The 24,779-nt window shown below is 38.4% G+C and carries 25 protein-coding genes and 1 pseudogene; 3 read left to right on the top strand and 23 right to left on the bottom strand.

Annotation, left to right across the window (positions count from 1 at the left end; translation table 11 throughout):
- Positions 1-3 precede the first annotated feature (3 nt).
- Positions 4-621 (bottom strand): 50S ribosomal protein L3, encoded by a 618-nt coding sequence (gene rplC / locus H0W62_00245; protein ID MBA3646978.1) that lies wholly within the window; start codon positions 619-621, stop codon positions 4-6.
- A gap of 21 nt (positions 622-642) precedes the next feature.
- Positions 643-948, bottom strand: a complete 306-nt coding sequence (gene rpsJ / locus H0W62_00240; GenBank protein ID MBA3646977.1) for a 30S ribosomal protein S10 — start codon at positions 946-948, stop codon at positions 643-645.
- A gap of 220 nt (positions 949-1,168) precedes the next feature.
- Here rpsJ and H0W62_00235 point away from each other — a divergent pair, with 220 nt between their 5' ends.
- Complete coding sequence (locus H0W62_00235) at positions 1,169-1,396, top strand: hypothetical protein (protein MBA3646976.1); 228 nt, start codon at positions 1,169-1,171, stop codon at positions 1,394-1,396.
- Between the two features lie 2 nt (positions 1,397-1,398).
- On the opposite strand, the gene H0W62_00230 is transcribed toward H0W62_00235, so the two are convergent.
- From H0W62_00230 to H0W62_00175, 12 genes and pseudogenes are all read right to left on the bottom strand, one after another.
- Positions 1,399-2,400: a sulfotransferase gene (locus tag H0W62_00230; protein ID MBA3646975.1), complete on the bottom strand. Its 1,002-nt coding sequence runs from the start codon at positions 2,398-2,400 to the stop codon at positions 1,399-1,401.
- Positions 2,401-2,538: 138 nt separating this feature from the next.
- Positions 2,539-2,967, bottom strand: a complete 429-nt coding sequence (locus H0W62_00225) for a CBS domain-containing protein (protein ID MBA3646974.1) — start codon at positions 2,965-2,967, stop codon at positions 2,539-2,541.
- Between the two features lie 88 nt (positions 2,968-3,055).
- Positions 3,056-3,424: pseudogene (locus H0W62_00220) on the bottom strand (DMT family protein).
- A gap of 76 nt (positions 3,425-3,500) precedes the next feature.
- Positions 3,501-4,811, bottom strand: coding sequence for a T9SS type A sorting domain-containing protein (locus tag H0W62_00215; protein MBA3646973.1), 1,311 nt, complete (start codon positions 4,809-4,811; stop codon positions 3,501-3,503).
- Positions 4,812-4,854: 43 nt separating this feature from the next.
- A complete protein-coding gene (locus H0W62_00210) occupies positions 4,855-5,421 on the bottom strand; it encodes a hypothetical protein (protein ID MBA3646972.1) in 567 nt (188 codons plus the stop codon).
- 56 nt (positions 5,422-5,477) lie between these two features.
- Positions 5,478-6,449, bottom strand: coding sequence for a GDP-mannose 4,6-dehydratase (locus H0W62_00205; protein ID MBA3646971.1), 972 nt, complete (start codon positions 6,447-6,449; stop codon positions 5,478-5,480).
- Positions 6,439-7,620, bottom strand: coding sequence for a glycosyltransferase family 4 protein (locus H0W62_00200; protein ID MBA3646970.1), 1,182 nt, complete (start codon positions 7,618-7,620; stop codon positions 6,439-6,441). The genes H0W62_00205 and H0W62_00200 overlap by 11 nt, the downstream gene beginning before the upstream one ends.
- Positions 7,610-8,491 (bottom strand): sulfotransferase, encoded by an 882-nt coding sequence (locus tag H0W62_00195; GenBank protein MBA3646969.1) that lies wholly within the window; start codon positions 8,489-8,491, stop codon positions 7,610-7,612. Before H0W62_00195 ends, H0W62_00200 begins: the two co-directional genes overlap by 11 nt.
- Positions 8,492-8,496: 5 nt before the next feature.
- Positions 8,497-9,423, bottom strand: coding sequence for a sulfotransferase domain-containing protein (locus H0W62_00190; protein ID MBA3646968.1), 927 nt, complete (start codon positions 9,421-9,423; stop codon positions 8,497-8,499).
- Positions 9,424-9,428: 5 nt separating this feature from the next.
- Positions 9,429-10,802, bottom strand: a complete 1,374-nt coding sequence (locus H0W62_00185; GenBank protein ID MBA3646967.1) for a hypothetical protein — start codon at positions 10,800-10,802, stop codon at positions 9,429-9,431.
- Positions 10,781-11,866 (bottom strand): glycosyltransferase family 2 protein, encoded by a 1,086-nt coding sequence (locus tag H0W62_00180; protein MBA3646966.1) that lies wholly within the window; start codon positions 11,864-11,866, stop codon positions 10,781-10,783. The genes H0W62_00185 and H0W62_00180 overlap by 22 nt, the downstream gene beginning before the upstream one ends.
- A gap of 2 nt (positions 11,867-11,868) precedes the next feature.
- Complete coding sequence (locus H0W62_00175) at positions 11,869-12,825, bottom strand: sulfotransferase (protein MBA3646965.1); 957 nt, start codon at positions 12,823-12,825, stop codon at positions 11,869-11,871.
- 278 nt (positions 12,826-13,103) lie between these two features.
- On the opposite strand from H0W62_00175, the gene H0W62_00170 reads away from it, so the two are divergent.
- Positions 13,104-13,286 (top strand): hypothetical protein, encoded by a 183-nt coding sequence (locus tag H0W62_00170; GenBank protein ID MBA3646964.1) that lies wholly within the window; start codon positions 13,104-13,106, stop codon positions 13,284-13,286.
- Positions 13,287-13,377: 91 nt separating this feature from the next.
- On the opposite strand, the gene H0W62_00165 is transcribed toward H0W62_00170, so the two are convergent.
- The 6 genes from H0W62_00165 to H0W62_00140 all read right to left on the bottom strand — a co-directional run bounded on the left by H0W62_00165 (position 13,378) and on the right by H0W62_00140 (position 20,244).
- On the bottom strand, positions 13,378-14,322 hold the full coding sequence (locus tag H0W62_00165; GenBank protein MBA3646963.1) for a sulfotransferase: 945 nt from the start codon (positions 14,320-14,322) through the stop codon (positions 13,378-13,380).
- A 30-nt stretch (positions 14,323-14,352) separates the two neighbouring features.
- Complete coding sequence (locus tag H0W62_00160) at positions 14,353-15,234, bottom strand: sulfotransferase domain-containing protein (GenBank protein ID MBA3646962.1); 882 nt, start codon at positions 15,232-15,234, stop codon at positions 14,353-14,355.
- 126 nt (positions 15,235-15,360) lie between these two features.
- Positions 15,361-16,824, bottom strand: coding sequence for a flippase (locus H0W62_00155; GenBank protein ID MBA3646961.1), 1,464 nt, complete (start codon positions 16,822-16,824; stop codon positions 15,361-15,363).
- A 32-nt stretch (positions 16,825-16,856) separates the two neighbouring features.
- Positions 16,857-17,735, bottom strand: a complete 879-nt coding sequence (locus tag H0W62_00150; protein MBA3646960.1) for a sulfotransferase domain-containing protein — start codon at positions 17,733-17,735, stop codon at positions 16,857-16,859.
- 18 nt (positions 17,736-17,753) lie between these two features.
- Positions 17,754-18,833, bottom strand: a complete 1,080-nt coding sequence (locus H0W62_00145) for a hypothetical protein (GenBank protein ID MBA3646959.1) — start codon at positions 18,831-18,833, stop codon at positions 17,754-17,756.
- A complete protein-coding gene (locus H0W62_00140) occupies positions 18,802-20,244 on the bottom strand; it encodes an MBOAT family protein (protein ID MBA3646958.1) in 1,443 nt (480 codons plus the stop codon). The genes H0W62_00145 and H0W62_00140 overlap by 32 nt, the downstream gene beginning before the upstream one ends.
- A gap of 298 nt (positions 20,245-20,542) precedes the next feature.
- On the opposite strand from H0W62_00140, the gene H0W62_00135 reads away from it, so the two are divergent.
- Positions 20,543-21,925: a T9SS type A sorting domain-containing protein gene (locus H0W62_00135; protein ID MBA3646957.1), complete on the top strand. Its 1,383-nt coding sequence runs from the start codon at positions 20,543-20,545 to the stop codon at positions 21,923-21,925.
- Here the strand turns inward: H0W62_00135 and cysQ are convergent.
- The 3 genes from cysQ to H0W62_00120 form a co-directional block, all read right to left on the bottom strand.
- Entirely contained in the window at positions 21,922-22,707 is a 786-nt protein-coding gene (gene cysQ, locus H0W62_00130; GenBank protein MBA3646956.1) for a 3'(2'),5'-bisphosphate nucleotidase CysQ, read from the bottom strand. The two genes, H0W62_00135 and cysQ, sit on opposite strands and share 4 nt — an antisense overlap.
- A gap of 155 nt (positions 22,708-22,862) precedes the next feature.
- Positions 22,863-23,603 carry a hypothetical protein gene (locus tag H0W62_00125; protein ID MBA3646955.1) on the bottom strand — a complete coding sequence of 247 codons (741 nt, stop codon included), beginning with the start codon at positions 23,601-23,603 and terminating at the stop codon, positions 22,863-22,865.
- A 4-nt stretch (positions 23,604-23,607) separates the two neighbouring features.
- Positions 23,608-24,768 (bottom strand): hypothetical protein, encoded by a 1,161-nt coding sequence (locus tag H0W62_00120; GenBank protein MBA3646954.1) that lies wholly within the window; start codon positions 24,766-24,768, stop codon positions 23,608-23,610.
- Between the last annotated feature and the right edge of the window lie 11 nt (positions 24,769-24,779).

Below are 24,779 nucleotides of genomic sequence, written 5' to 3'. Positions count from 1 at the left end.
CGGTTATTTCTTAATGATAACATAAGAACCTTTCGGTCCCGGAACACATCCGTTCACCACGATAAGGTTCTGATCCGGCAAGATTTTTAATACCGAAACATTGCGAATCTTAATCGTTTTGCCGCCATCTCTTCCCGCCATCCGCAATCCTTTAAAAACCCGTGCAGGATATGAGGATCCACCTAATGAACCAGGTGCCCTGTTGCGGTCATGCTGGCCATGAGAACTACCTCCAACACCATGAAATCCATGACGCTTTACTACACCCTGAAATCCTTTCCCCTTGGAAGTTCCCGTAATATTGACTTTTTCTCCTTGCTCAAAAATTTCCACTGTTACAGTATCGCCAGGACTTTTTTGGATCTCAAAATCCCGCATCTCAATAACCTTCTTTTTGGCAGGACTGCCTGCTTTGGCAAAATGGCTTTTCAGCGGCTTAGTAGTGTTTTTGTCCTTTTTAGTATCGTAACCCAGTTGAACGGCATTATAACCGTCGCTATCATTAGTCTTAACCTGAGTAACTACACAAGGACCCGCTTCAATAAGGGTGCATGAAATGCTTTTGCCACCTTCATCGAAGTAGCTGGTCATGCCTACTTTTTTCCCTATAATACCTTTCATTATGGTGTCGATATTTAATTGTTATCCTTTAATGTTTATTTCAACACCACTGGGCAGTTCTAATTTGCTTAGCGCATCCACCGTTTTGGATGATGAGGTGTAAATGTCAAGCAACCGCTTGTAGGTACAGAGTTTAAATTGTTCCCTTGCTTTTTTATTAACGTGCGGCGAGCGCAAAACAGTAAATACTTTTGTTTCAGTGGGTAAGGGAATTGGTCCTGCCACTACCGCACCGGTACTTCGCACAGTTTTTACAATTTTCTCACAGCTCTTATCTACCAGTGAGTGGTCATACGAAAGCAATTTAATTCTAATTCTCTGTGCCATTATTTCAATGAGCTTTAAAAAAGGGATGGCAAAGGTATAATAAGGTTTCTGTTTATCCAATAGAGCAGGAATATTTTTCCGGCAATGGGTCTATTATACTCTAAGAATATGGCTATTCAAAAACAAATACACCTTTATATAACATTATTTTAACGTTATAAAATTACTTTGCATTTGATCAAAGGGTGATCTTATGTTATAAATCCCATTGTGATAACCTATGAAAGCTTACACCATTTTTATTCTTGTCTCAGGGCTTGTATTAGTTATAACAGGTATTGTTACTTTTTACGGAAAAAATAAAGTGAATGATAAGCATTTCCGTTTTATGGGAATCAAGGCGGATCGCATTGCCTTTGCACTAGGATTATTTTTATCAGGAATGGTTTTCATCCTTATATTCCTGATTGAAGTGATGGGACCGCACTTTATAGAAGAGGGTCTTTGACTTCACAAGCGCTTCCGGATTGTTTCGGCAATATTTTTCATACGGTGCAGATTCAGTAAAAAAGCGAATCCCAGCTTAACAGGAAAAAGGAGATAATAACCAACTACGAAGAAAGGATTCGCCACAATACTCTCTGCCCGATATCCGTATTGCTGCATATGTTCCTTACATAGTCGCTGACAAAACCAGATCTCAGTCTTATTCAGTCCTCCTTTTAACCAGCTCTGCGCCCGGGATGAGTTTATTCCTTTCACATCCTTTTTATCCATTCCGCTTGAAGATCCTATTTGCGGCACTTCCTTAAGCGCAATAGAAAAATCGATTCCAATAAACTCGCAAACCTGCTCAATAGTGTTATCGGAATTCTTTAAAAGGTTCTCAAAACGAACCGTTAATAAGCGTTCATCTTTAGTACTATCACCAGACTTTACTGCCGAATTCCAGAGCTTGCTGATAGTAATAGGATGATAATTTGTCCAGGCGCGGATGGTTTCATACCAGGTAGCATGCTTGCCGCCGAGGAACCTTCTTTTCCATTTTCTTTTTTGAGATAACAGCACATCGCGCGGATCGCGAACCATATTAATGATTCGCGAATCAGGAAATGCATTTAAAATCTCCGGAATGTAAAAGACATTCTGAGGTGTTTGATCGCATGGAAATTCTTTATGGTTCTTCCTTGCCTCATGTACTATAACCGATGCAAAAACTTTTGCAGCTGTAAGTTTTTCATCTTGGAGATTATTGGTCAGCTGCTGGGCTTCAACGCTGTATTTTGCTGGTTCCCGCACTGCAAAATATCCTTTATCAGAAATATTGAGCAATGTAGTTGCAAGCTTTACTGCCTGATCTGCAGACAGTATTTTATCCTTGTCTTTACCTGACCATAATTGTTCGAAGAAATGGAGCTCGGGAAATGTATGGATCCTTGAATGGTTGTTCAGGATGCGACCCATCATAGTGGTGCCGCTTCGGCTGTTTCCAACTACAAAAATGAACGCCATTACCAGTTCTATAAATTAAAAGGTGGCAAATGTAGAAATATTGATCTTGTAGTTACTAAAATCCGCTATGGTCTACAAGCACAGTTTTCTTGTATGGAGGAAACCTATTATGATATTAAATTAGCTGAAAGTGCAAGGTCATGTTCCTGCAATGTAGCTCTGCAGATGTTCAATAATTCCCTGCTGCTCTTCTATTATAAACTTTACCACATCGCCAATGGAAATGATGCCCGTAACTTTTCCATCTTCCATAACCGGCAAATGGCGAATGGTTTTGTTAGTCATGAGCTGCATGCATTCACCGATCTCCGTATCCTTTGTAATGGTACGCACTTCGGCAGTCATCACGTCACGGATCAGCGTGTCCTTCGAAGCTCTGCCAAGCAGAATTATTTTTCTGGCATAATCCCGTTCTGTAAAGATGCCTACCAGCTGCTCACTTTCCATCACTAATAATCCACCCAGGTTTTTTTCCGCCATCAGTTTCAATGCATCGTAAACTGATGTGCCGGGAGTAATGGAATATACAGAATTTCCCTTTCGCCTTAAAATATCATTTACTTTCATTGTGCTGCTGGTTACCGGTTAATAATTCTATTAAGATAAAAAGATTTCGGAAGTGATTATTGTAGAAGTTTAAAAACTCGTGCTTAAATTATTTCCTGAAAATAAAATATACTGATAAAATAAGGAATCCAAAACCCACAAGATGATTCCATTTTAATGTTTCATTTTTAAAAAAATAAGAGTAAATATCGTAAAGACCACAAGGGTTATTACTTCCTGAATAACTTTTAACTGCATCAAAGTAAAAGGACCTCCATTCTCTTTAAAGCCCATTCTGTTTGCCGGCACCTGGAAACAATATTCAATAAATGCAATGCCCCAGCTTATAAGAATAACTATAATCAGTGGTAATGCAGCAAACCAGTTATACTCTTAAAGCTTTTAAATGACCATACCATGCGAGAGTCATAAAGACTTTTGCAATCACCAAGAAAACAATGGTTATCAATCCGTTCATCGAAGAACGCGAATCTATAAACTTTTCTCTTTCAAATATATCTTAGATAACTTACTTAATCCACCATGCTATATTACTATCGTACCACCATTACCCTTTGACTGATTCGCTTTCCTGCCGACTGCAGAGCAACTAAATACATTCCACTGGCAAGATTATGTACATCAATGACTTCGTTTTTAGAGGCTGGAGATATCGTAAATGATTTGAGAGTTCTTCCATATGGATCACTAAGTAAAAGCTGAGCGGGCTGACTAATGTTATAATTAATGATGAGTTTACCGCTTACAGGATTAGGAAAGAGTAAAAACGATTCATCAGACACAATGGAACCAGCAGAAGTCGCATAGTCAAGATATGCTATTTCATTTAAACTATCTTTTAATTGATAAAATCCGCCTCCTGCGTATATATGGCCTTGGAAAGTTCTGAATGAAAAAATATCTCCCGCGCCACCCCAGTTCAGCTGGTACCAGTTAACGCCATTCCACGCGGATAGCCCATCATCAATAATTCCTGAAACATATAAATTACCGAATGAACTATAAATTGTCCTTACCGAATTTGTTACAACATATTCTAATGTATCCCATGACTCGCCTGACCAAGTGGCAAGACTATGGCATGGAATTGAACCAGCCTGGTGAAATTCACCACCTACGACTAATTTGCCTTGAAAGGTATCCATCGCATCAACGTAAGCTGAGTACTCATTATCTGGATCATATAAGCCTTTCTTCATGGGACGCCAATTCGTTCCATCCCAGCGTGCGATATTTTTTACAGCACTATCTCCGGCCATATTAAAGAATCCGCCCGCAACTAAATCACCATTATACTCATGCATAGCTTCTACCTCCGGATCTATTGGACCCGTAACGCCTTTCCCCAATGAAACCCATCTTCCAATACTATCAAACCTTGCAATGTGATTTACCTCCCTGTCATCCTCACCAAAAAAACCGTAAGCTGTTGTAAAGTGCCCTCCAGCATATAAGGTATCTTTATAAAGAGCAAAACAGCTTACATAATTGTCAAAAGTACCGGCTATTACAAAATCATTATCCTGGATATATCCAACCCAACCATTATCTAAAGCCACATATATATGGCCTTTGAAATAAATAAGAGCATTTACCTGGTCTTGCATGTCAGGAGCATTAAGCCAAGTATTGCCATCCCAAATGGATAGGTTTTGCACTTTTATACTTCCTGCCTTAGTAAAATGACCTCCTACATATAATTGATTATTTTGAGAATCTACACACATCGCAAAAACCGTATTATTAAGACCCTGATCTAAAGGTCTCCAAACCTGACCCAATATAACTTGAGCGTAAAAAAGATTCATCAGTATCACAAGGGATATTGAGCACTTGATTTTCATGGTTTGAAAATTAGAAGAGGTTTGGAAATGGTCTTATTATTTTTCACAATTCGTACATGATATAAGCCAGATATAATGTTTGAAGGAAATGCAAAATGGTATTTCTATCTGTACTAGCAGTAACCATTTCGGTAAAGATTATTACTCCATTTGGATCGCACAGCTGAAGAAATGCTTCTGAAGATTGATTCCATTCATTGCCCGAGAATGATAATGCAACAGCATTAATGGCAGGATTTGGATAAAGATAAAAATTCCCGAGAAAAGCATTGTTCGCTGAATCATTTAATCGAGCACTATTGAGTTTGATTTTTAATTCTGCACTTTCATTACAATTTGATGGTAAGGTAACTTTTACGGTATACGTGCCTACTGTGCTTGGACCAGCGGTAAATTGATAAGTATTCAGTGCGCTTTGCTGAACTATATTATTCCCTAATTTCCAAACATAAGTAGTGGAAACAGGGTATTTAGACCCGTCCACTAAAGACAGCATTACGGTAGCTCCAGAATTGACAGAAGTAGGACCATCAATTTGCGGAAGATCAAATACATTTATTCTTTCAGATTCTACAGCACAGCAACCATTCTCATTTAAATTAATTCTCATGGAAAAAAGTTGATATGTCGTAGTATGCGTCGGTGAAGCTGTTACTGTATATTCTATCAAACTTTCTCTTTCAAATACCGCAGCATGTCACTTATTGTCTCTTCTAAAGAATATTGCTGCTGCCACCCGGTGTCTCTTTTTAATTTGCTGCTGTCACCGTAGATAATAGGCTCATCACTTGGCCTTAATAGATCTTGTGCTACCTCCACATTTAGTTTAACATTGATTGCTTTTTCAATAAGCGGAATTATTTCTATAACCTGGTATACTTTTTCACCGCTCACATTATATACCTCACCGGCTTTACCTTTTTCAGAAAGAAGTACTAGTGCTTTAACCAGATCACGCACATCGGTGATGGCGCGCCTCGTTTCCAGATTTCCAACGCGGAAACTATTCTCAGATCCATTAGAAATATCGAATGCACGTTTTACAAAATCTGAAGTAACATCATTGGTTTTGCGGGCGCCTGTTGTATTGAAGATGCGCACTCTTATACAGCGAATCTTAAAATTCTGAAAATATTGGAATGAAAGCAAGTCCTGCCCCACCTTACTCACCCCGTAAGGGTGCAGTGGTAGTAAAGGAGTGTCTTCTTTTACCGGAGAATTTTCAGGCGTAAGTGATGCACCGTACTCCGCACTGGAACAGGCTACCACAACCATTGGATCGTAGTCTGGATTATGAAGACGAATTTTTTTTACCGCTTCAAAAACGTTCACCGTACCATTCATATTTGCTTCAATGGTTTCAATAGGTTTTTGCCAGGAAACGGTAGGAAGGCTTTGAGCAGCAAGGTGAAAAATTTTATCGGGCCGAAACTTATTAATCAGCTCGAATACTTTGCAGGTATGGGTTACATCCAGTATCCTGGAGTTACATATCCCTTTAATATCTTTTACGTCAATGGTGGGAGAAAACCAGGTACCGATGATTTGTTTTTTCGGGAGAAATCTCCTGTAATGGTCAATTAAGTGCGAGCCTACCATACCGGCAGCTCCTGTAATAAATATATATTCACTTGCCATTCAATGCGAGTTTATAGATTTCATTCACCCGGTTACCGATCATTCTCCAGCCAAATTTTTCCTCTGCAGTTTTCTTTGCATTAGCACGCATTATTTTTAACTTCTCTTCATTGCTTAATAAATAAATAATTTTTTCAGCGAGGTCTTTTTCATCTTCATTTCGGAACAGAACTCCATTTTGGCCATCCACAATAATCTTTTTAAACGTATCGAGATCAGAAGCAACGATTGCAGAGCTATAATCAAGTGACCGGATCATTACACCGCTGGAATATATTTCACGGTAAGGCAGTGCGACCACATCAGCTGCTGCAAAATAATCAGGAATAATTTCATTAGGAACGTATGAGTAATTTAAGATGCAATCACCAGCCAGGTTTTTTTCTTTAATAATCTGATCGAATTCATCCTGTTCAACCTTCCAGGGTTTGCCTACCACCACCAGCTTTACATCGGGCATTCTATCCCGAACAATTGCATGTGCCTTTAACAGTACATCCAAACCTTTTACTTTTTTTATCTGACCGAAGAACAGCACGAGCTTTTTGTCAGGGGGCAGACTCAATTTACGGCGGGCCGTATCTTTTTCAATGTGCCTGTTGTACAGGAAATCGGAATCTCCGTGAGGAACAATATGTATTCTATTCTGATTAAAATTAGGAAAGTATTTTTTTAATGAATCGCGGGCGTAATCAGAATGGACGATAATCTGGTCAATCAACCGCTCAAACTTTGCATATTTCGCCGGATCTATCTGCTGTCCGAATTTATCAAAGCTTTCGATGTCATGAATAGTAGCTACTATTTTAAAACCTCTTCTCTTAAACAAAAGGAAATTTAAGTACTCTCTGCCTGCAAAATGATAAACATGAAAGTGAACTACTTTTAATCCGGACCTTGAAGCATGCCTGGAAGCCATATAAGAACCAAAGGCATAACGTGCTCCACGAATAACCTTGGGATCCTTTCCGTATATCTTTTTAAAAGGCTTTACGGTTTTAAAAGGGAAAGAAAATTTAGTGTCCAGATCCGTTTCATCGCATGTATAAAAAACCATTTCCGTCCCAAGATCGGCCACTGCTTTGCACAAGCCAAAATCATAAAAGTCATTTCCACTGTGACCCCCGATCGGTTCCACCATTGCTACACGCAGCTTTTCGCTATTGCTCATACCAGGAACTTAGATTTTTGTTAAGCAATTTTTCGAGCTCTATAATGTCTGGTCTAAAAATATTTTTCATGACCGCAACTGCTTCTTCATGCTTCTCCTTTTTTTTTGAAGATGATAAGAAGAAGCTTTTTACCTTATCCACTTTACCGGCAGGCAATATTTTTCTTGCCATTGAGCGCAGTGTTTTCTGAGCATATAAAAAACGTATCACTTCATTCCTTGGTGTAGAGTAAGAGTTATGCTTTTGATTCAGATCAGGCAAAATTGATTTATCAATACTTAAAAAATCAAATAGCTCACGAATCATTTTCTCCTTACTCAGATCGAGATCTTCGTAGATAAAAATCTTTACACGATCTTTTCCAAATATGTCAAGGTATCGTTTTACCTGCGGGGTATATATTCCTAATTTAACATACTGCTGATAATACAGGTGAGCATGTTTATGCTTTAGATTATTTAACAAAATCTTTTCAAGGGGAGCGTGAACGTATCCTAATTTGTGCTCCATGAAATAGTGGGAAAAAGCACGGTCCACAGGATTGCGCAGCACAATCACGATTTTAGAATCAGCATTGAAATCATAAATTTTTTGCGGGACGGAGGGATAGTAAAGATAGGAGACACTGGCTTCACCAATTATCTTCTCGTTTTTTACATTTTTAAAAAGCTCAAGATATTCCTTAAGTGTTCCTACTCCCTTTTCTTTATGATATAAATCCTGGGCAACGGTTTCATTATATGAAAAATAGTTCGGCTCTTTGATAGGACTCATAAACACTTCCGGATGCTTATCGAGATAATAATATAAGGAAGTAGTTCCTGCTTTAGGAGCGCCGACAATAAAGAAATTAGGTAGCTTTTTTTGCATTTCCGTTATGTTAGCCAATCCGGCAACAGTGTTATCCCTTTCTTGTGCAGGAAATCAGAAAGTTGTTCATTGTAAGGCTGATAAAGCGTATTAAGGTATTGGCGCTCTTCCTCATTCATATGCTCACGTTTTCTATCCTCAGCGTTTACACGCTTATAAAGGCCTCGTAAGGTACGCTTCAAAGAAACATTTTTGCGCCAAAGCGTTTCAAATTTTTTGTTAATAAAGAGTAAGGTTTTATGAAGGAACCTGTTCCTGTAAGCAATGGTTTGATTCTCTACTTTAAAGTCTTCAGGTTTATAGCTATCAAAAGGTATATCAAGCCAATTGCAGAGTGATTGCATAAAAGAAATGGTGTCCTTTTTAAGTTCTTCAAAAAAAAGAATTTTAAGATTGGGACCGAATTTATCAAACCAAACAGGCAAATAATCTATATAAAAACCTTCCTGTATTCCTCTTATGTAAATAGCTTCTTCATCTTCACGATGGTCTTCCAGCCTTGTATTGATTAGTTTTTCAGAGGTATGAATAAAGTCAGAAAATGAAATTGATGAATTTAGGTAAGCATTTGCCTTTTTTCTTTCATAAAAGGAAAACAGCCGGTCAGCCGGATTTCTTAAAATAAATATCATCCTGGTATTAGCGCCACATTCTTTCAAAATGCTGTCTGCTATAAACTCTTTCCCATACAGGTAACTGGGACTAGCTTCCAGAAAATATTTTTTCTCCTCATTGCACTGGACAAAGTATTTACTATATTCTTCTATGGGAGGCAGATTTTTTCCGTATTTCAACGGCATAAAAAATCCGATTTCTTTTTTAATTGAAGCACACACTTCAGGGTGCATACCTAAATAAGTAAAAACAGAAGTGGTTCCTGCTTTGTGCACACCCCCGATAATCAGATTGGGTAACTTTAAAGCATTCGCCATCGGTCTCAATCTAAAAGTTGTTGTTGCCTGTTGAAATATTTATAATTCCGGGAAGGATGCAATTGCATATAATAAAAGAAATAATGGATAGCTATAAAAGAAGAGGCAATAGCCATTCCCGGGTCGAAGAAATTTCCTCCTGATGGAATTCCTCTTACAATAAAAAATATAATAAAAAACAGGACTCCCTGATAAAAGTAATCTTTCCTATAAAACCTGCTAAGCTTCCGGTGCGTTCTAAATACCAGCCAGTATTGCATTAAGCCCACAAGAAGGCCCAATACACCAAATTGAAAAACTACTCCCAGCATACCAATATCTGAAGCATAGAAATGCCCGAATTCACCATGCGGACCAGACTGCCAGTTATTATTGATTTTCCCATTTCCAAAAAACCAGCTACCCGGATGGAGATTAAAGTATTTAAATACGGTATTCGATTCCCGTATGCGCGCATCTGCGGAGGCCTCCCCGGTTGCTTTACCTTCAAGCACCAGTAATACATCTGTGTACATCTGCACTATACGCGCAACAATGTCAGGACGTACCAGTTCCAGCAGCCCTACTCCACCCACAATGCCAAGGAAAAAAGTAACGGTATAAAAAATGATCTTTTCGATATTTGTATAAATCAGGAAATATAAACCCATGGTGCCTAAAAGCGCTACGGAAGTGCCGCGCTTTTGATTTATGAAGAAGATATAAGAAAAAAAGAACACAAAAAATACGGCATATTTCCATCTGGTAGTTCGAAGAAAACGAATAAAATAGTAGATGGTCGCGAATTCAAGCCCAAAAATGTCGAACTCAAACTGGCAACCACCCTTCACCTGATTACAATACACAAAAAGGGTTCCCTGAAATTGATTTGGGTTAAGCGCCAAAATCATCAGTAAATAAAAGGGGGTATTGAACCACGCAGTAAAAATCAGCGCATCACGGATGATAGTTAGATCCAGGATCCTGGTCTTCAATAAGTAAAAAACAAATATGCCGGAAAGAATAGCTAGCCATGATTTTTCTGCAGACATTCCAAGCATTACCGGCTGTCCGAAGTAATAATTTGTAACAAAGCCTGCTTGAAGCATTATATAGGTGAGAATAAAAAAAATGATAAACTCGTATGGTGTAAAACCGGATCCTTTTGAGAGCACCTTATCTACCACATATAAAAATGTAAAGCCGAGGTATAGGAAAAGAAAAGGATAGCCACCATATATTAAATAATACAGCGTTACGGGGCTTTTAATAAGCGTGCCGAATATATTCAAAAAAAGCAGATACGTTAACCCGATTTTGATACGCCTCATCCATGTGTCACTAACAGCATGTTCTGTTGTCAGTAACGGTTGTGATGTTAATTCGTATCCCTGTGGCACGTGCGTTTACCTAATAGAATTTTAAGAATAAGAATCGATTCTTTTGAATTTCCTTCTGTTAAGTTTTTGAGAGCTTTCCCTATCAACCTGAAAACGGGGGCGAAGATAAGGTAAGGATAGTAAAGTTGGTAGAAAAGCATCCAGCCACGGTATTTGCAGCACATGAAGAATTGCGGTCTTCGTTTGCTCTTTATTTCTTTTCCGGTGGTTACACCTTGCTTGTGATAGATTACGCTTTTGTATGCATAACCGTGCTTCCAGCCGCGGCGCGCCCCCCGGACCGCCCAATCCATCTCTTCAAAATAAGCATAATACATTTCATTCATGAATCCCACATCTTCCAGAAATGCTTTATATAGAAAAAGTGATGCGCCATATACATAATCAAACTTCACATCATCGCGGTTGTATTGTCCATTGTCTGTTTCACGCAAACCAAGATGGTACGACCAGGTGGTCCATTTGTTAAACATCCCTCCTATGGCATTTATCTTATCGGGCCACCTGTACCATAATAGCTTCGATCCGATGATCCCTACTTTTTCACTTCCTGATTTGTATTCCCCTGCTTTTTCAATCAACATTTTGAGTGCATCGAAATCAAGCGTAGTATCGTTATTCAGCAGCCATACATAATCCGCGTCCCCTTTAGAAAGAGCGTAATGCGAGCCGACATTGTTGCCACCTGCGAAACCGATATCACTCCTTGCCTGTATAAAGATGAAGGGGAATCTGAAAGCGGCATCAGCCTGCATTTGTGCAACTTTTTCTTTTTCAATATTTCCCCCTTTTTCCGCCTCTTCAACTTCATAGTCAGCCCATGATAAGGGCTTTGGGCAGTATGGGAACGAAAATTTTTTAATCTCATCCGGCGGCGTAAACTCTATAACCTGTTTTCCAAGGCACCATTCTTTAATGATATGAAGGGATTGAGGCGTATTGTTATCGACAACTATTACCTGGAAATTCTTATACGATTGCTTCGAAAGGCTTTCTATAGTTTCCGCAGTATTAGCATGCCCATTGAAATTTATTAAAATAATATACACTTTAGGTTCCGGCATCACTAAACATTAACCCAGTTAGACAGATCACGGTTTAAAAGCTGGCTCAGCTTCATTACATTATCCCTGAAAATTTCAGAAAGATATTTTTTTTCGGATAGGGTGATTGCTGGAAGATTTTTATCAGTGTACAATGTTTTTTTAAATTTTGACTTTACCGATTTGGGCAATATTCCCTTCAACCAATCTTTGATCCGTTTCTGACTGTTCAATTTACCGATCATTTTATTTTTGGGAATGAATGAAGGATTGAACTTTTGAGAATAATCGATTTCCACATTTGGGTTAACACCCAGGAAGGAAAACATATCTTTTACAATCAACCCCGGATCTTTTTTAAAATCATCAAAAATGTAGATACGGCGCTGCCGCTCCGGAAAAATATCTATATAGCGTTTCACCTGCTCATAATACATTCCTACCTCTACATATAAATTAGAGATGCCCCAACCTTTCGGATCCCTGGCCATATCCTTTTTTAAAGCATCCATAAAATTATCTCTCTCATAACCGATTCGCAAATCCATAAGGTAGTGGCTAAATGCGCGCTCCACCGGATTTCGCAGCATCATAATTATTTTTGCATTTGAAAACCGGCTAAAAATATTTTGGGCGGCTTCCTTAGAATACAGATATGAATTGGTGACTTCTCCAATTGCTTTTTCCCCGTTTACGTTCTTAAACAATTGGGTATACTGATCCCAGTCTTTTACAAAGGCATGAAAAATTCCATCACTCATATCGCCCTGTAAAAATTTTGACAGGTCTTTATTTAGCGAGCGGGCATAGTTGGGTCGGAATTTTGTGTTATCAATATCACTGGAAAAGTGATGCGTTTCCTTGATAGGCGCCATATATACCTGGGGATGCATCTTCATATATTCATATAATGAAGTGGTACCTGATTTGGCCGCACCTACAATAAAAAAATTAGGAAGCCTGCTCTCTTCTTCTTTCATACTGCTTATATAATTGCGGCGAAGATAGAATTATGAAAGGAAAATAATCAATGATTGTATAAGGCATTTATAATTGCATAACAGGCTTTCCCTAAGCGGGGGAAAAGCTGAAGTATTTTCACCATAAAAATTTTTTAGTTATTGGTGATTCGTGAGATATAAACTTACATTTGTAAAGAAATCACAAGCTTTTTATTTCTCAAACTATTTAAATAAAAAAAATGGCAAAGTCCTCAAAAAGCTCCGGCAAAAGTTCCGGTTCCGGAAAGCGTACTTTAATTGCTCCAAAAGGAGATAAGCGTTATGTTAGAAGGAATGAAAAAGGTGAATTTACTGAAAGCGATGACCAGGGCAGATCTTTAAGTCAGGATAGAAAGAGAACGGCAAAAACCAAAGTAAAACCGGGATACGGTGATAAAGGAGATCAGCAATCCAAGCCTTCCACCACCCAAAAAAAGTAACAAAAAAAGTTAGAAAGGCATTGCTTGATATTGAAGAATAGCCTTATAAACAAGCTTTTTTTTGTTAAACAAAACAGGTAGAACTTGATTGTTATTTCATCCACAATCCTAAATCTCTTTTAATCAAATCCTGCAACTTCATCACATCTTCATAGTAAACTTTCGTAAGAGTTGCTTTCGTTTCGGGGTTTATTTCCTTTTTCTCAAGGTTATATTTGTACACAGTACTTTGTATCCGAAGCCTCATTTTGCGACGCAAGGTTTTTGGCAGTAACTGACCTAGCAGTTTTTTTACAGGATTTGGCTTTTTCAAAAACGTATTCAGCGATTCCATTTTAGGCTCTCCGCTTACATTCAAATCTCCGCTGAAATCCATTGGTAACAATTCAATATTTAAAAACTCTTCTAAAGACTTTCCTACGTTTAGAGGCTGGTTGCGAAGGTCTTCATTGAGGTATATTTTTACATTCCTGAAATTATCGAGATAAGCCTTAACCTGGTTGTAATAAAATCCTCTTTGTATATACTGGTAATCGAAATGCCAGTTTTCATCTTTGCGTTTTTCCTCAAGGTCTATAGCTTCTTCAAAAGAAAGTGTTTCCGCCGCGTCCCTGAGCTTGTGCATATACTGTGAGAAAGCACGTTCAACAGGGTTACGCAAAGCAATAACAATATTTACCTGTTCTGCATCAGGATGTATCCGCTTAATATTTGCAATCGTTTTTTGATAAAAAAACAAATAGGTAGTAGATGATTCACCCCTGATTTTTTTACTCTTTCCATTTTCAAATAACCGGAGGTAATCATCCAAATGATTGACTAAAAAGCGTGGCTGAGTTATCAGTTTACCGTTATTAATAAAGGAGAGGCTTTCTTCAGGCCATGCAAAATAGCCAGGTTCTTTTTTTTCACTCATGTATACCTGAGGATGCTTTGCCAGCGCGTAATGCAACGTGGTAGTACCTGCCTTGGCAGCTCCTACAATAAATAAATTTGGGAATCGCGAATCATTATGTGAGCCTGAACTATAATCCATCTTTGCTGGATAAGCCTTGGTTAATGATTTTTATTTGGTATACCACGTACTTAAGTCTCGGTAGAGAATCTTTTCAAGCTTTTGAATATCTTCCATAAAAAATTTCTGTATCAATTCCATTTCTTTTTTAACGTCGAGAGTTGAGTGCTCTATTTCCTTAATATTTTTCTTTGAAATAAAATCCTGAATCGTTTTTTTTAAAGACCCCGGCATGATCTTACTAAGTGTGTTGCGAACAGCATTTCTCTTTCGCATGAGTTCATGCACTGTTTTATTTTTAGGAGCTGCAGCCTTATTACTTCTGATATCCAAATCAAGCCCGACTCTTTTTACTTCCAGAAAATCCTGTATACGGTCAAACGTAATCTTACGGTTTTTAATAAAGTCATCTTCGAATATTAAAAAAAGAAAATTTTCAGCCGGAAAATATTCTTTAAACCTTTCAATTTGCCTGCTATAATATCCACGGGTTAAATAGCTGAAATTAAATTTTTGTGCAGGATTCTGGACCAACCGATCTTTCTCCTTTGAAATAGCTTCATCAAAGGAGAGCTCTTCAAATCCTTTTCGCTGAGTCATTAAAAAATGGGAATAAGCTCTCGCGGCCGGATTCCGGAGAATAAAAATCAGTTTTACCTTATTACCAAGGGAGCGGTGGATACGTGAAGCAGCTTGTTCCTCAAACATGATTGCAGGGTCCACTTCGCCAATGGCTTGCTGGCCTTGCCATTCACTGAAGTATTCTTTTTCATAATACTCAAGACCATTTTCATACTTATCAGGGTAGACAAAGAATTTAGTCTCCTTCACATTTTGCGGAAGAAAGATATCAGGATGTTGCTTCAGAATTTCGTAAAGCGTGGTTGTTCCTGCTTTTTGTGCGCCCACACACAGGAAATTCGGTAATGCCATCAGCACCTTCTATTTATTGAAAGCGACGCAAATGTAAAAAAAGTGAGTTGTTAGTAATTAATAAAACGGTTTATCCGTTAAGAACCCCGCAGAAATAATTGTATCCGTGCCTTGAAATGATATGTATTATTCGATAGTTCCTATTTGTTCTTCTACCTCATTTTCTTTTTCAACCTTTTTCCTCTTTTCCTGCTTCAATGATTTTCTGATGTCTTTGATTAATCCCTTCGGACTAATTTTAAACAGGTCTCTAACATCAAGCGTATAAAACCCATAATAATATTTTATGAGGAAAAAGGGAATCATATTCATTAACACAACTCCAAAAGTGTTGACAGCCGCAGCTGCTGTAGCACCGTAAATTGGTATCAGCCACAAATCCAATGCTATGGCAGCTATAGTAGCTAATACCATAAGGTTTCTATTTATTTTCTGCTTGCCCGTCATAACCAGAATATTGCTTACCGGACCTGTAGCTGCATTGATAAACTGACCTATAGCTAAAATCACCAGGGCAGTGCTGCCCTCTGTAAATTTTTCACCGAACACGCTCATAATCGGCTTAGGAAATAATATAATAACCAGCAAAATAGGTGCGGATGTCCAGAAAATAACCTTTGTGGCAAACTGCGCCGATTGTCCTAATTCTTTCATTTTTCCCTGGCTGAATAGTTCTGAAAATCGTGGCGCAGCAGGAACCAGAAATGCAGTGAGAGCGATCCGTGCTACGGTTGCAATCTTAAAAGCATTCCTATAGATTCCAACATCCTCAATAGTTGCGTAGCGGCCAAGAACAAATGTATCGGAGTACCCACGGACAAGAGATGCAAATGATGCAATAAAAAGTGAAACGCCAATCCAGAATTTCTCGTTGAAATCGAGGCCCTTTTCGACCTGAGTAGTGCTGTAACGGGAATATTTAAGAAAGAAATAAAAAGCAAGAACTCCGGTGATTGTAATGAAAGAAACATAGGTAATAACCGGTGCATAAATATCACGGGTAATGAATAAAAAAATAGTAATTATAATACAGCCAAAGAAAAAATTACTCACGTTCTGAAGCAATGAGTAGATGCGAATCTGCTTTAAGCCACGTAAACCACCGTTTGAAATATTAAATACCGTTACGGGCAATAAAGAAAAAGCAGCAATACGAAAAGCCAGAGTAACCGTCGGGTCACTTTTATCAAAAACTTTTGTTGCAATCCATGGCGCCAGAAAGAAAAGCAACCCCGAAAAAAAGATGGCAAGCGGTACCGAAACCAGCATGCTTTTATTGTACAGGTCTTTGATCCAGCCAAACTGCTTTTTAGCAGCATACTGTGCTCCGTAACGAGTCATCAATGTATCGGAGCCCATCTTCGTGATGCTCGCCATAAAATTCATCAGGCTCTGGCTCAGGTTATATAGGCCGGAGCCCGCTGCTCCATATCCACGTGCAATAATAATTGCAAACAGCCAGCTAAATCCCATACCGATGATACGGGCAGTAAAGGCAGATATTCCTCCCTTAACAATTTCTTTATCATGAACCACTCCTTCCTCAGTTACCTGTACAGGGTTCACTATTTTTTCATCTTTTCCACTCATAATTCATCCGGATACCTCTTTTTGTTATATGATTATTCCAGCCAGGAAGATAAATCTCTTCCTGTAACAATGGAAAGCTTTTCGATATCACTTCGAAAGTATTCAATGAGGTTTTTCCTGGTTTCGGAATCCATTGGTTCTGCTTTCTTAGCGAAATTATCTCTGAAAAATTTATTGGTACGAACTCCTTTTTTCTTTTTTGAAAACATTTTATAGGCCTTCTTAAACGGATTATCACTCATGAAGAGCCAGCGAAGCACCGGGTTTTTCCATTGCCAGCCACCTTCATTCCATCGTTTGTTGTAATCAATATTCACATCAGGGTTAACTGAAAGAAAACGGAAAATAGATTTAATAGTGCCCGGAACATCCTTAATAAAATCATCATACCAAACAATGTGCACAGATTTAAAACTTTCCAGATAGGACTTTACTGCATCCGCATACAAGCCCATTTTCCGGTATTGCATGAAAAGGGAAACTTCTGATTTAAAACGTTCATCTTCCTTTTCAAGAGCTGACTCAAATGAATACTTTTCTTCTGGATTGTTTACCCTTACGAAATTATAGGCTGAATAGGCCCGTTCCACAGGATTGCGAAGGATCATGAGGATCTTTATTTCGTTACCCAGGTATTTTTTAATATTTTCTACTGCTTCCCGATAAAAAAAAAGATACATCACACTCGCTTCACCAATTGCTTTCTTACCCTCTGACCCCGCAAAAAGCGCTCTATACTGGGTTTCATCATCAACCCACTTCTGAATCCTGTTCTGTACCTGAGCGGCCACAAAAAACTGCGGCTCTTTAAGCTTTGGCATGAATACATCAGGATGCTGTATCATATAGTTATACAGCGACCGGGTAGCTGATTTTGCTGCACCAACTAATAGAAAATTCGGAAGTGGCATGTAATAGCTTTCGCTGCTTTAATGGGTATTAGAAACTGCAACCTGTTTATTTGATAATTCGGGATAGAGTTGTTTTATATCGTGCGCAAGATGAACAGAAAATAAATTAGCTCCATCCTTATTCATATGGTTATCAAAAAAATAATCTAAATGATTGTAGGCAGCGTCCTGACTATAGTCTTTAAAGGCAACGTTATATTTTCTGCAAACATCAAGAATACTGTGGTAAGATGGCTCCATGCCAAATGGTGTCAAAGCGGGAGACATACTCACATATACTTTTGCGCCGCGCGAGGTGAGGGTTGAAAGAATCTCTTCCAAACCGTTTATCTTATTTATATCTACAATTTTCCCCTTTGTATCTCTTAGGTTGTTATTTTCTTTAATCAGCTCATTCGCTTTTTGCTGCGTAATAATGCCCTTTAATGGCTTAAAGCCAGAATCTGATTTCCTATTTTTAAACATTCCCGTAAGAATATCCAGCACGGCGGAATTATTACGATAAATGAGTGACATCATCTTTATTCCTTCATTATTAACGGGCCACAGCCGATATGCAATTCTGTCGTGGTCCGGATTACGGTTACCTTTCAATAGATAAATATCCCGCACTTGCGGATAATCAGAATAGTACGGAGCTAATACATTTAACCGGTCGTAATGGACATCCTTGTAATACATTTCTTCCGGATTTAAATCCAGCACAACCAATTTAGGAGTATAGCGGCTTAATACCATTCGAATAATAGCTTCCTCATAAAATATCGTCTGGCCATCATGACCCGCATTATAGCAACCAATTCCCAATGAATCGCCGATAGGCTGTGGATTATAGTTTCTCCTGCCACGGGACGAACCCAGGATTACAGCATCTTGCTGCATTTTTGTAAAAGTGAAAGTAGTCTCAGCATTTGGTCCGGTTTTTTGTTTGAAATACATATAATGAAGGAATCTTCCGCCTACTTGATCAAAGGCTATTATTACGCATAATAAGAGCATACCATTGCGCATAAGACGCCAAACACCATATTTTGGTGACGCGATTTTTATAGCTTCTTCCCCGGCTTTAGAACTGGAAGTAAATGAACTGACTTGCATCGAAGACTCCAATTAATAAGATGATGGAAATTACTGCACCGTAAAAAATATATTTACCGAAGATATTTTTTGGCTCAGGAAAAATGGATTGTTTATTAGTTGCAAAATCTTCCTGGTAAATCTCAATAAAGAATAAGCATAGTATGCCAAATACCCCGTACCATAAAGTGGAGGCATCGCCATCATAAAACTTCAGACTTTTAAAGCTGAACATCTGGGAATAATAGTACAAGGCATCGTGTACACTTGGCGACCGGAAAAAGATGTAAGAAAAAATTCCACAGTGAAATGCGAGAATCGAACTCACTACTCTCCCAAACAATGGATGAATACCATAAGTGATTTTATCAAATTTATCTAATTGCTTTTTAAAGATCAGTCTTGAAGCGAGGAAGCAAAAGAAAACCAGAAAGCAAAGAACATACGTCCAATTAGCTCCGTGCCAAAGTCCGGCAAGAAACATAAGGATACCAAGGTTAAGAATTCCCCGCCACCTTCCCTTCCGATAGCCTCCCAGTGGTTTAAAAACATAATCAGCGAACCAGGTGGTAAGAGAAATATGCCAGCGTTGCCATACGTCGCCGACACTTTGACCGAGATAGGGTCTTCTGAAATTGGTCATTAAATTAAAGCCCATAATTCTGGCTGCTCCAATGGCTATATCACTGTATCCGCTAAAATCACAATAGAGCTGTATCGCAAAAAACCATGCGGATACCCAAAAGGTAAGCGGCTCTCCATTGTGCTGATGAGGGAAATTGAACACATTGGCAACGTATGCACCCAGGCGATCCGCGATCACCACTTTTTTAAAGAGTCCCCACAACATCAGCTTGAGTCCCGATACCACTCTATTATAATCGAAATAATGTTTTTCATAGAATTGGTGTATCAGATTTTGAGGGCGCTCTATAGGTCCTGCAACCAATTGCGGATAAAACATTACATATAAAGAATAGATACCAAAATCACGAACAGGTTTAAAGTTTCTACGGTACACTTCGATGGTGTAACTCATTGCCTGGAAAGTATGGAAGGAAAGTCCGATTGGAAGAATAATGGTGAGAAAAGGAATATCCATGTGAACACCAAAAATATCGGTGATCCACTTAAAATTATCCATGAAAAAATTATAATACTTAAAAACAGCAAGCACCCCGATATTAGCTACTAAGCTCATCATTAAAAATGCTTTTCGCCTTCGACCTTGTGCCTGATCTATAAGTATTCCAGCGAAATAATCAATAACTATAGTAAAAAATAGGATCAGGACATAAACAGGAATAAAAAACATGTAAAAGATACAGCTGGACAAAAGCAAATGCAACCATCTTACATTATGTGGCAACAGGAAATAAAGTATAGTGACCACCGGAAAAAATACCATGAAGGCAAATGAATTGAAAACCATACTGAATCCGGCAGTTAGTAAGTGCCCCGGCTTAGACGTGATCTAAAAAGTCGCGCAAATGTAAAAAAATTAATCCGGGAAGGGTGATAAACGGGTAACCAGAATTCCGAGGTTTCAAAAACAATTCTTACGGTAGTACAAAATCAAGCATAAATCTTACTTATGATTCTAATCAATCATAGATTCCAGTTTTTAGCAGGCGCGAATTATTGATTGCGAAATGTGGTTTTGTAAAAGAATTAAGGGAAATGATTAATTTGTTGGATACTGCTAATGTTTATAATAATATTTCTGTAATATGATCAGAATAGTAATTATTATAGTCTGGACAATTATCGTTTCTGCTGTGAACGCTCAAACAGGTTTTGTAAAGACTTATTCGTTTGGAAAATTTACTGGAGCCCACCAAGTTATTCAAACCAACGATAGTGGTTTTATGGTTTGTGGGGCCACCACAGATACTAATACCTTATTTTATAAAATATTCCTTCTTAAACTAGATAAAAAGGGTGCTTCTATATGGTCAAAGCAATACGGACCATTTAACTATCCGGGAATTGCAGGATTATGTCAGCTTAACAACGGTGAAGTGATCATTGCATTCGACACTCATGTTTCTGGTATTGATAATTATTTAAATTTTCTTAAGACCGATGCGAACGGAGATTCTCTCTTATATATACCTGCTGATTCAACATTTTCTGCGGGAAAGCTGCGAATGGCAAAAAGCGAAAATATTTATATTGCCGGAGCCAAAGGGTGGTATGACTGGTATGACTATGGGAACTTTCACTCTATTGCTCTCATCAGAAAATATAATAAGAATTTACAACTGCTATGGGAAAAGCGAATTCAGACTGATCAGTTTGGACCTCCGGGTTTCGCTACGAATGTTTTGTTAGATGGTCAGGAAAGAATAACCGTTTCTGGTAACTTCAACGTATTGCCATTGGGGCCATTAATTAATGAATTCGATTCAAGCGGTGCACTCACCTGGTACCTTACTATTCAAGATATTGATTTACTTGGATGTATAGGCTCGAGTGCTTGCATTGGCAGGGCTAATGGAGGAATAATTTTCTCTGTAACCAGTCCGTTCACTACGCAAAAATTGCTGACAAGTCTTGATTCTTTGCATTCATTATTATGGCAAAAAAAAATTCCTATCCATCCTGTATTCCTTCAACAGTGGGATAATAAGAAAATTACTGTCGTTAGTAACGATTTTCGATTCATGGATCTCACTGAAAATGGAGATTCTATTGACATGAATGATGACTATTCTAATTCTACGAGTGCAATTAGTGAGGTTGCAAAATGTTTTGATGAAACCTTAATTGCAGTTGGGACTAACTGTATAAATTGTACTGACCATAGTGAAGCCTATGTTGTTAAATTTCAATCCAACGTTGTGGGTATTGAGGAATTACATCTGAATTCCGAAGAAGCAGCTATTCATGTGTTTTCCAATCCCTGTTACAAAAAAGTAACGCTTATTTTTTCTTCACCTATACAATCGCTCCGCATTTTCTCCACCGATGGAAAACTGTTTGGACAATTTGACAATATTGGTGAGTCAAAATACCAATTAGATGTAAGCGGATTGAAGAATGACATGTATTTCATTGAAGCTTATTCGAACCATAAAGTTCAACGGGGAAAAATTTTAGTGGCACATTAAGCCGGAAATTCAACAATAAAAAACGGATTCAGTAAATTTTCTTTGTTGTACTCTAATCGTTGTTTGGTTTGCCAATTCAGGACTCGCCCTCCGGCAAGCTCTATAACTGCCTGGCCAGCGGCAGTATCCCACTCCATCGTGGGGCCAAAGCGAGGATAGACATCTGCCCGCCCCTCTGCTACCAGGCAAAACTTAAGTGAGCTTCCTGAAGAAACAAAATCTACTTCTTTGCCTTCCTTCTTTAAATCTTCCACAAATTCGAGAGTCTCATCACTTAAATGGGAACGGCTCGCTACTACATTTACCTTTTTTAAATTACGCCAGCTTGAGCCTTTTTCCAGAGCCGATTTTGAGCCATCAGCATTCAGCACAAAACTGCCTTCCCCTTTTATTCCATACCACATCCTGTTCTTTGCGGGAGCATAGACTACACCGAGTATAGGTTGCCCCTCACTCATCAATGCGATATTGACAGTAAATTCTCCGTTTTTTTTAATAAACTCTTTGGTACCATCAAGCGGATCTACCAGCCAGAATGTATTCCATTTGCTGCGTTCTTCAAATGGAATCAGCCTGGTTTCTTCGGAAATAATAGGGATATCAGGATATTCCTTTTTTAAGGAAGAAACAATAATACCGTTCGATTTTTGATCTGCAATAGTCAGCGGAGAATTATCTCCCTTAAGCTCAACAGAAAACTCTCCTGCATAAATGGTCATAATTTCTTTACCCGCATCAAGCGCTATATCTATAATTTTTTGAATATCAATATCAGGTTGCATGAAATAGTTTTTTGATTTGCGCGCCAAATGTAACAAAGAAATAAACTGTGGACGGAGAATTATAAACTTTTTCCGCTTAATCGGCTTTCAGAAAATTGATTTCTATACTTCAATAATTAATTTCTTTTTTTTACAGAAAGACCATCCTTAATTTATTAAGAGAGTTTTTCATTTTGTAATCTTCCGGATGCAATTAGTTCTTGTACTAATCCATCTTTTAATGATTCTGCAATCACCGGAAGCTGATTAGGGCGGTGAGCATCCGTACCCAAAAAATCAACCATATTATTCTTTATTAAATCTCTCGCGGCTCTTTTAAATGGCTCCCCATAATAACCGGTAACTGACATTAGATTTACCTGAAAGGATATTCCTTTTTCCCTGATTGCTTGGTAATCCCGCATTTTCTTATCGTGAAAATAGACGTATCGCTCTGCGTGAGCAAGAACCGGTGAGTATGCTGCAAGATTCAATTTAAAGATTATATCTTCCAGCATCATTGGCCGGTTTTGTACAGGAAGCTCAAACAAAACAAAATTTTTACCGAAAGTGAGAAGCTTCTTATTTTCTAATAATAAAAAAAAGTGATCGTCAAAAAAGTATTCAGCTGCTGCTTCCAGTTTCATTGGAATCTTTTGTGATTCACACAATGCCTTCAATTTTTCCAAGCCCAGTAAAATGTTTTGCTCTTTATTATTGAAAAGACCCTGATAGATATGGGGTGTAATGATGCAATTGCGGTAGCCTAAAGCAAATAATCCATGAAGCAGGGCAATGGAATCCTCCTCTGTTTGTGCACCGTCATCAATAGCGGTTATTAAATGGGAATGCAGGTCCGTAAGCAAGTGGAAAACCTGTCTTTTATTCTGTTTTTTCCTGTTAAAAAGGTTCAGCACTTGGTCAGGCTGTAGCAGATCCCTGATGCTTCATCTGTTCCTCGTAAAGATGCATCCGTTCTTTAATTTTCCGGTTAGATTCCTTTACTGTGCGTGATACAATAAGATAAATGGAACCGAAGAAGAAACCAAGTATGGAACCTATAATCAATGCAAGAGGCAAACTGACAAATGATAATGCAGTAGAGAACGTAGGGTCGTCAATTATTTGCAAAATGGGTGCATCTGAAAGGAGCGTTACCTTAGCAAGCTCCAGGTTATTTATTGCTGAAGTATATTGTGTGCTCAGTAAGCTTTGATTGCGCTGAGCAGCATTTAATTGCAGAGCCCCTTTTTGCTGAATAAGATTATTAGTAATATCTCTCATAGATGCTACTGTATAATCAGTCCGTCTTAGAGCATTGGCAATAGAATCTAACCGGCGATCAGCCAGGCTTAAATTTTCACGGCTAAGACGGTAAATGTTGTCCATGTAATAAGAAGCGGATATATCAATCAGCTTTTTCATAGCATTTCGGGAAAAATCCATATCCCGGGTATTAAACGTAGCAGTATTAAAAGGGGAAGCGGCATCATACGTTACTACCAGGTTGTTATCTTCAATATTGCTATAGATAACAGTTAAGATACTGTCTTCCAGAGGGGATAACTGAACAAGGTCTGTATTTTTAAATGTAAAATCTTTCAGATGAGGATCTTTTTTCCACCCTTTATGCAGCAAAGTTCCTTCTCTCCAGTGATACAATGTTATATAATGGTTGGCAAGCAAATCTTCCTTGTTAAAGCAGACTGCTTTTTGAAGCATTGCTTCTTTGATAACCCGCTGTGACTGCATTAGGGTCGCAAAAAAATTATTATCGTAACCCTGTGAATGGCTGGAAGTACCAATACCTACAGAACCGGCGAACTGCAACGCCGTTCCCAATAATGTGTTTTGCGCATTTTGACCCTGCACGGCAAAAGTACCAGTGGCTATGTACTTTTTTCCATACCAAATAGTGTATCCCCATGCTAATAGAGCAAACGCAGCCATCCAGGCAAATAGCCAGTACCACTTTCTTAACAAATATTTAAAGCTATCCTTAATGCTGTTCCAAAGCGGCCCTAAATGAATTTCTTCATCCTCCTGATATGGTTGAATAGGCCTTATGTTTTCTGCAGCCATTGTGGAAGAAA

It is taken from the genome of Chitinophagales bacterium (assembly GCA_013816805.1).
Classification (GTDB): domain Bacteria; phylum Bacteroidota; class Bacteroidia; order Chitinophagales; family UBA10324; genus MGR-bin340.
This window is presented reverse-complemented; position numbering and strand designations above follow the sequence as displayed.

What these genes read in the sequence shown, in the direction of transcription:
- rplC (MBA3646978.1), bottom strand. Translation starts at nt 621, where the DNA reads ATGAAAGGTATTATAGGGAAAAAAGTAGGCATGACCAGCTACTTCGAT.
- rpsJ (MBA3646977.1), bottom strand. Translation starts at nt 948, where the DNA reads ATGGCACAGAGAATTAGAATTAAATTGCTTTCGTATGACCACTCACTG.
- H0W62_00235 (MBA3646976.1), top strand. Translation starts at nt 1,169, where the DNA reads ATGAAAGCTTACACCATTTTTATTCTTGTCTCAGGGCTTGTATTAGTT.
- H0W62_00230 (MBA3646975.1), bottom strand. Translation starts at nt 2,400, where the DNA reads ATGGCGTTCATTTTTGTAGTTGGAAACAGCCGAAGCGGCACCACTATG.
- H0W62_00225 (MBA3646974.1), bottom strand. Translation starts at nt 2,967, where the DNA reads ATGAAAGTAAATGATATTTTAAGGCGAAAGGGAAATTCTGTATATTCC.
- H0W62_00215 (MBA3646973.1), bottom strand. Translation starts at nt 4,811, where the DNA reads ATGAAAATCAAGTGCTCAATATCCCTTGTGATACTGATGAATCTTTTT.
- H0W62_00210 (MBA3646972.1), bottom strand. Translation starts at nt 5,421, where the DNA reads ATGAGAATTAATTTAAATGAGAATGGTTGCTGTGCTGTAGAATCTGAA.
- H0W62_00205 (MBA3646971.1), bottom strand. Translation starts at nt 6,449, where the DNA reads ATGGCAAGTGAATATATATTTATTACAGGAGCTGCCGGTATGGTAGGC.
- H0W62_00200 (MBA3646970.1), bottom strand. Translation starts at nt 7,620, where the DNA reads ATGAGCAATAGCGAAAAGCTGCGTGTAGCAATGGTGGAACCGATCGGG.
- H0W62_00195 (MBA3646969.1), bottom strand. Translation starts at nt 8,491, where the DNA reads ATGCAAAAAAAGCTACCTAATTTCTTTATTGTCGGCGCTCCTAAAGCA.
- H0W62_00190 (MBA3646968.1), bottom strand. Translation starts at nt 9,423, where the DNA reads ATGGCGAATGCTTTAAAGTTACCCAATCTGATTATCGGGGGTGTGCAC.
- H0W62_00180 (MBA3646966.1), bottom strand. Translation starts at nt 11,866, where the DNA reads ATGCCGGAACCTAAAGTGTATATTATTTTAATAAATTTCAATGGGCAT.
- H0W62_00175 (MBA3646965.1), bottom strand. Translation starts at nt 12,825, where the DNA reads ATGAAAGAAGAAGAGAGCAGGCTTCCTAATTTTTTTATTGTAGGTGCG.
- H0W62_00165 (MBA3646963.1), bottom strand. Translation starts at nt 14,322, where the DNA reads ATGGATTATAGTTCAGGCTCACATAATGATTCGCGATTCCCAAATTTA.
- H0W62_00160 (MBA3646962.1), bottom strand. Translation starts at nt 15,234, where the DNA reads ATGGCATTACCGAATTTCCTGTGTGTGGGCGCACAAAAAGCAGGAACA.
- H0W62_00155 (MBA3646961.1), bottom strand. Translation starts at nt 16,824, where the DNA reads ATGAGTGGAAAAGATGAAAAAATAGTGAACCCTGTACAGGTAACTGAG.
- H0W62_00150 (MBA3646960.1), bottom strand. Translation starts at nt 17,735, where the DNA reads ATGCCACTTCCGAATTTTCTATTAGTTGGTGCAGCAAAATCAGCTACC.
- H0W62_00145 (MBA3646959.1), bottom strand. Translation starts at nt 18,833, where the DNA reads ATGCAAGTCAGTTCATTTACTTCCAGTTCTAAAGCCGGGGAAGAAGCT.
- H0W62_00140 (MBA3646958.1), bottom strand. Translation starts at nt 20,244, where the DNA reads ATGGTTTTCAATTCATTTGCCTTCATGGTATTTTTTCCGGTGGTCACT.
- H0W62_00135 (MBA3646957.1), top strand. Translation starts at nt 20,543, where the DNA reads ATGATCAGAATAGTAATTATTATAGTCTGGACAATTATCGTTTCTGCT.
- cysQ (MBA3646956.1), bottom strand. Translation starts at nt 22,707, where the DNA reads ATGCAACCTGATATTGATATTCAAAAAATTATAGATATAGCGCTTGAT.
- H0W62_00120 (MBA3646954.1), bottom strand. Translation starts at nt 24,768, where the DNA reads ATGGCTGCAGAAAACATAAGGCCTATTCAACCATATCAGGAGGATGAA.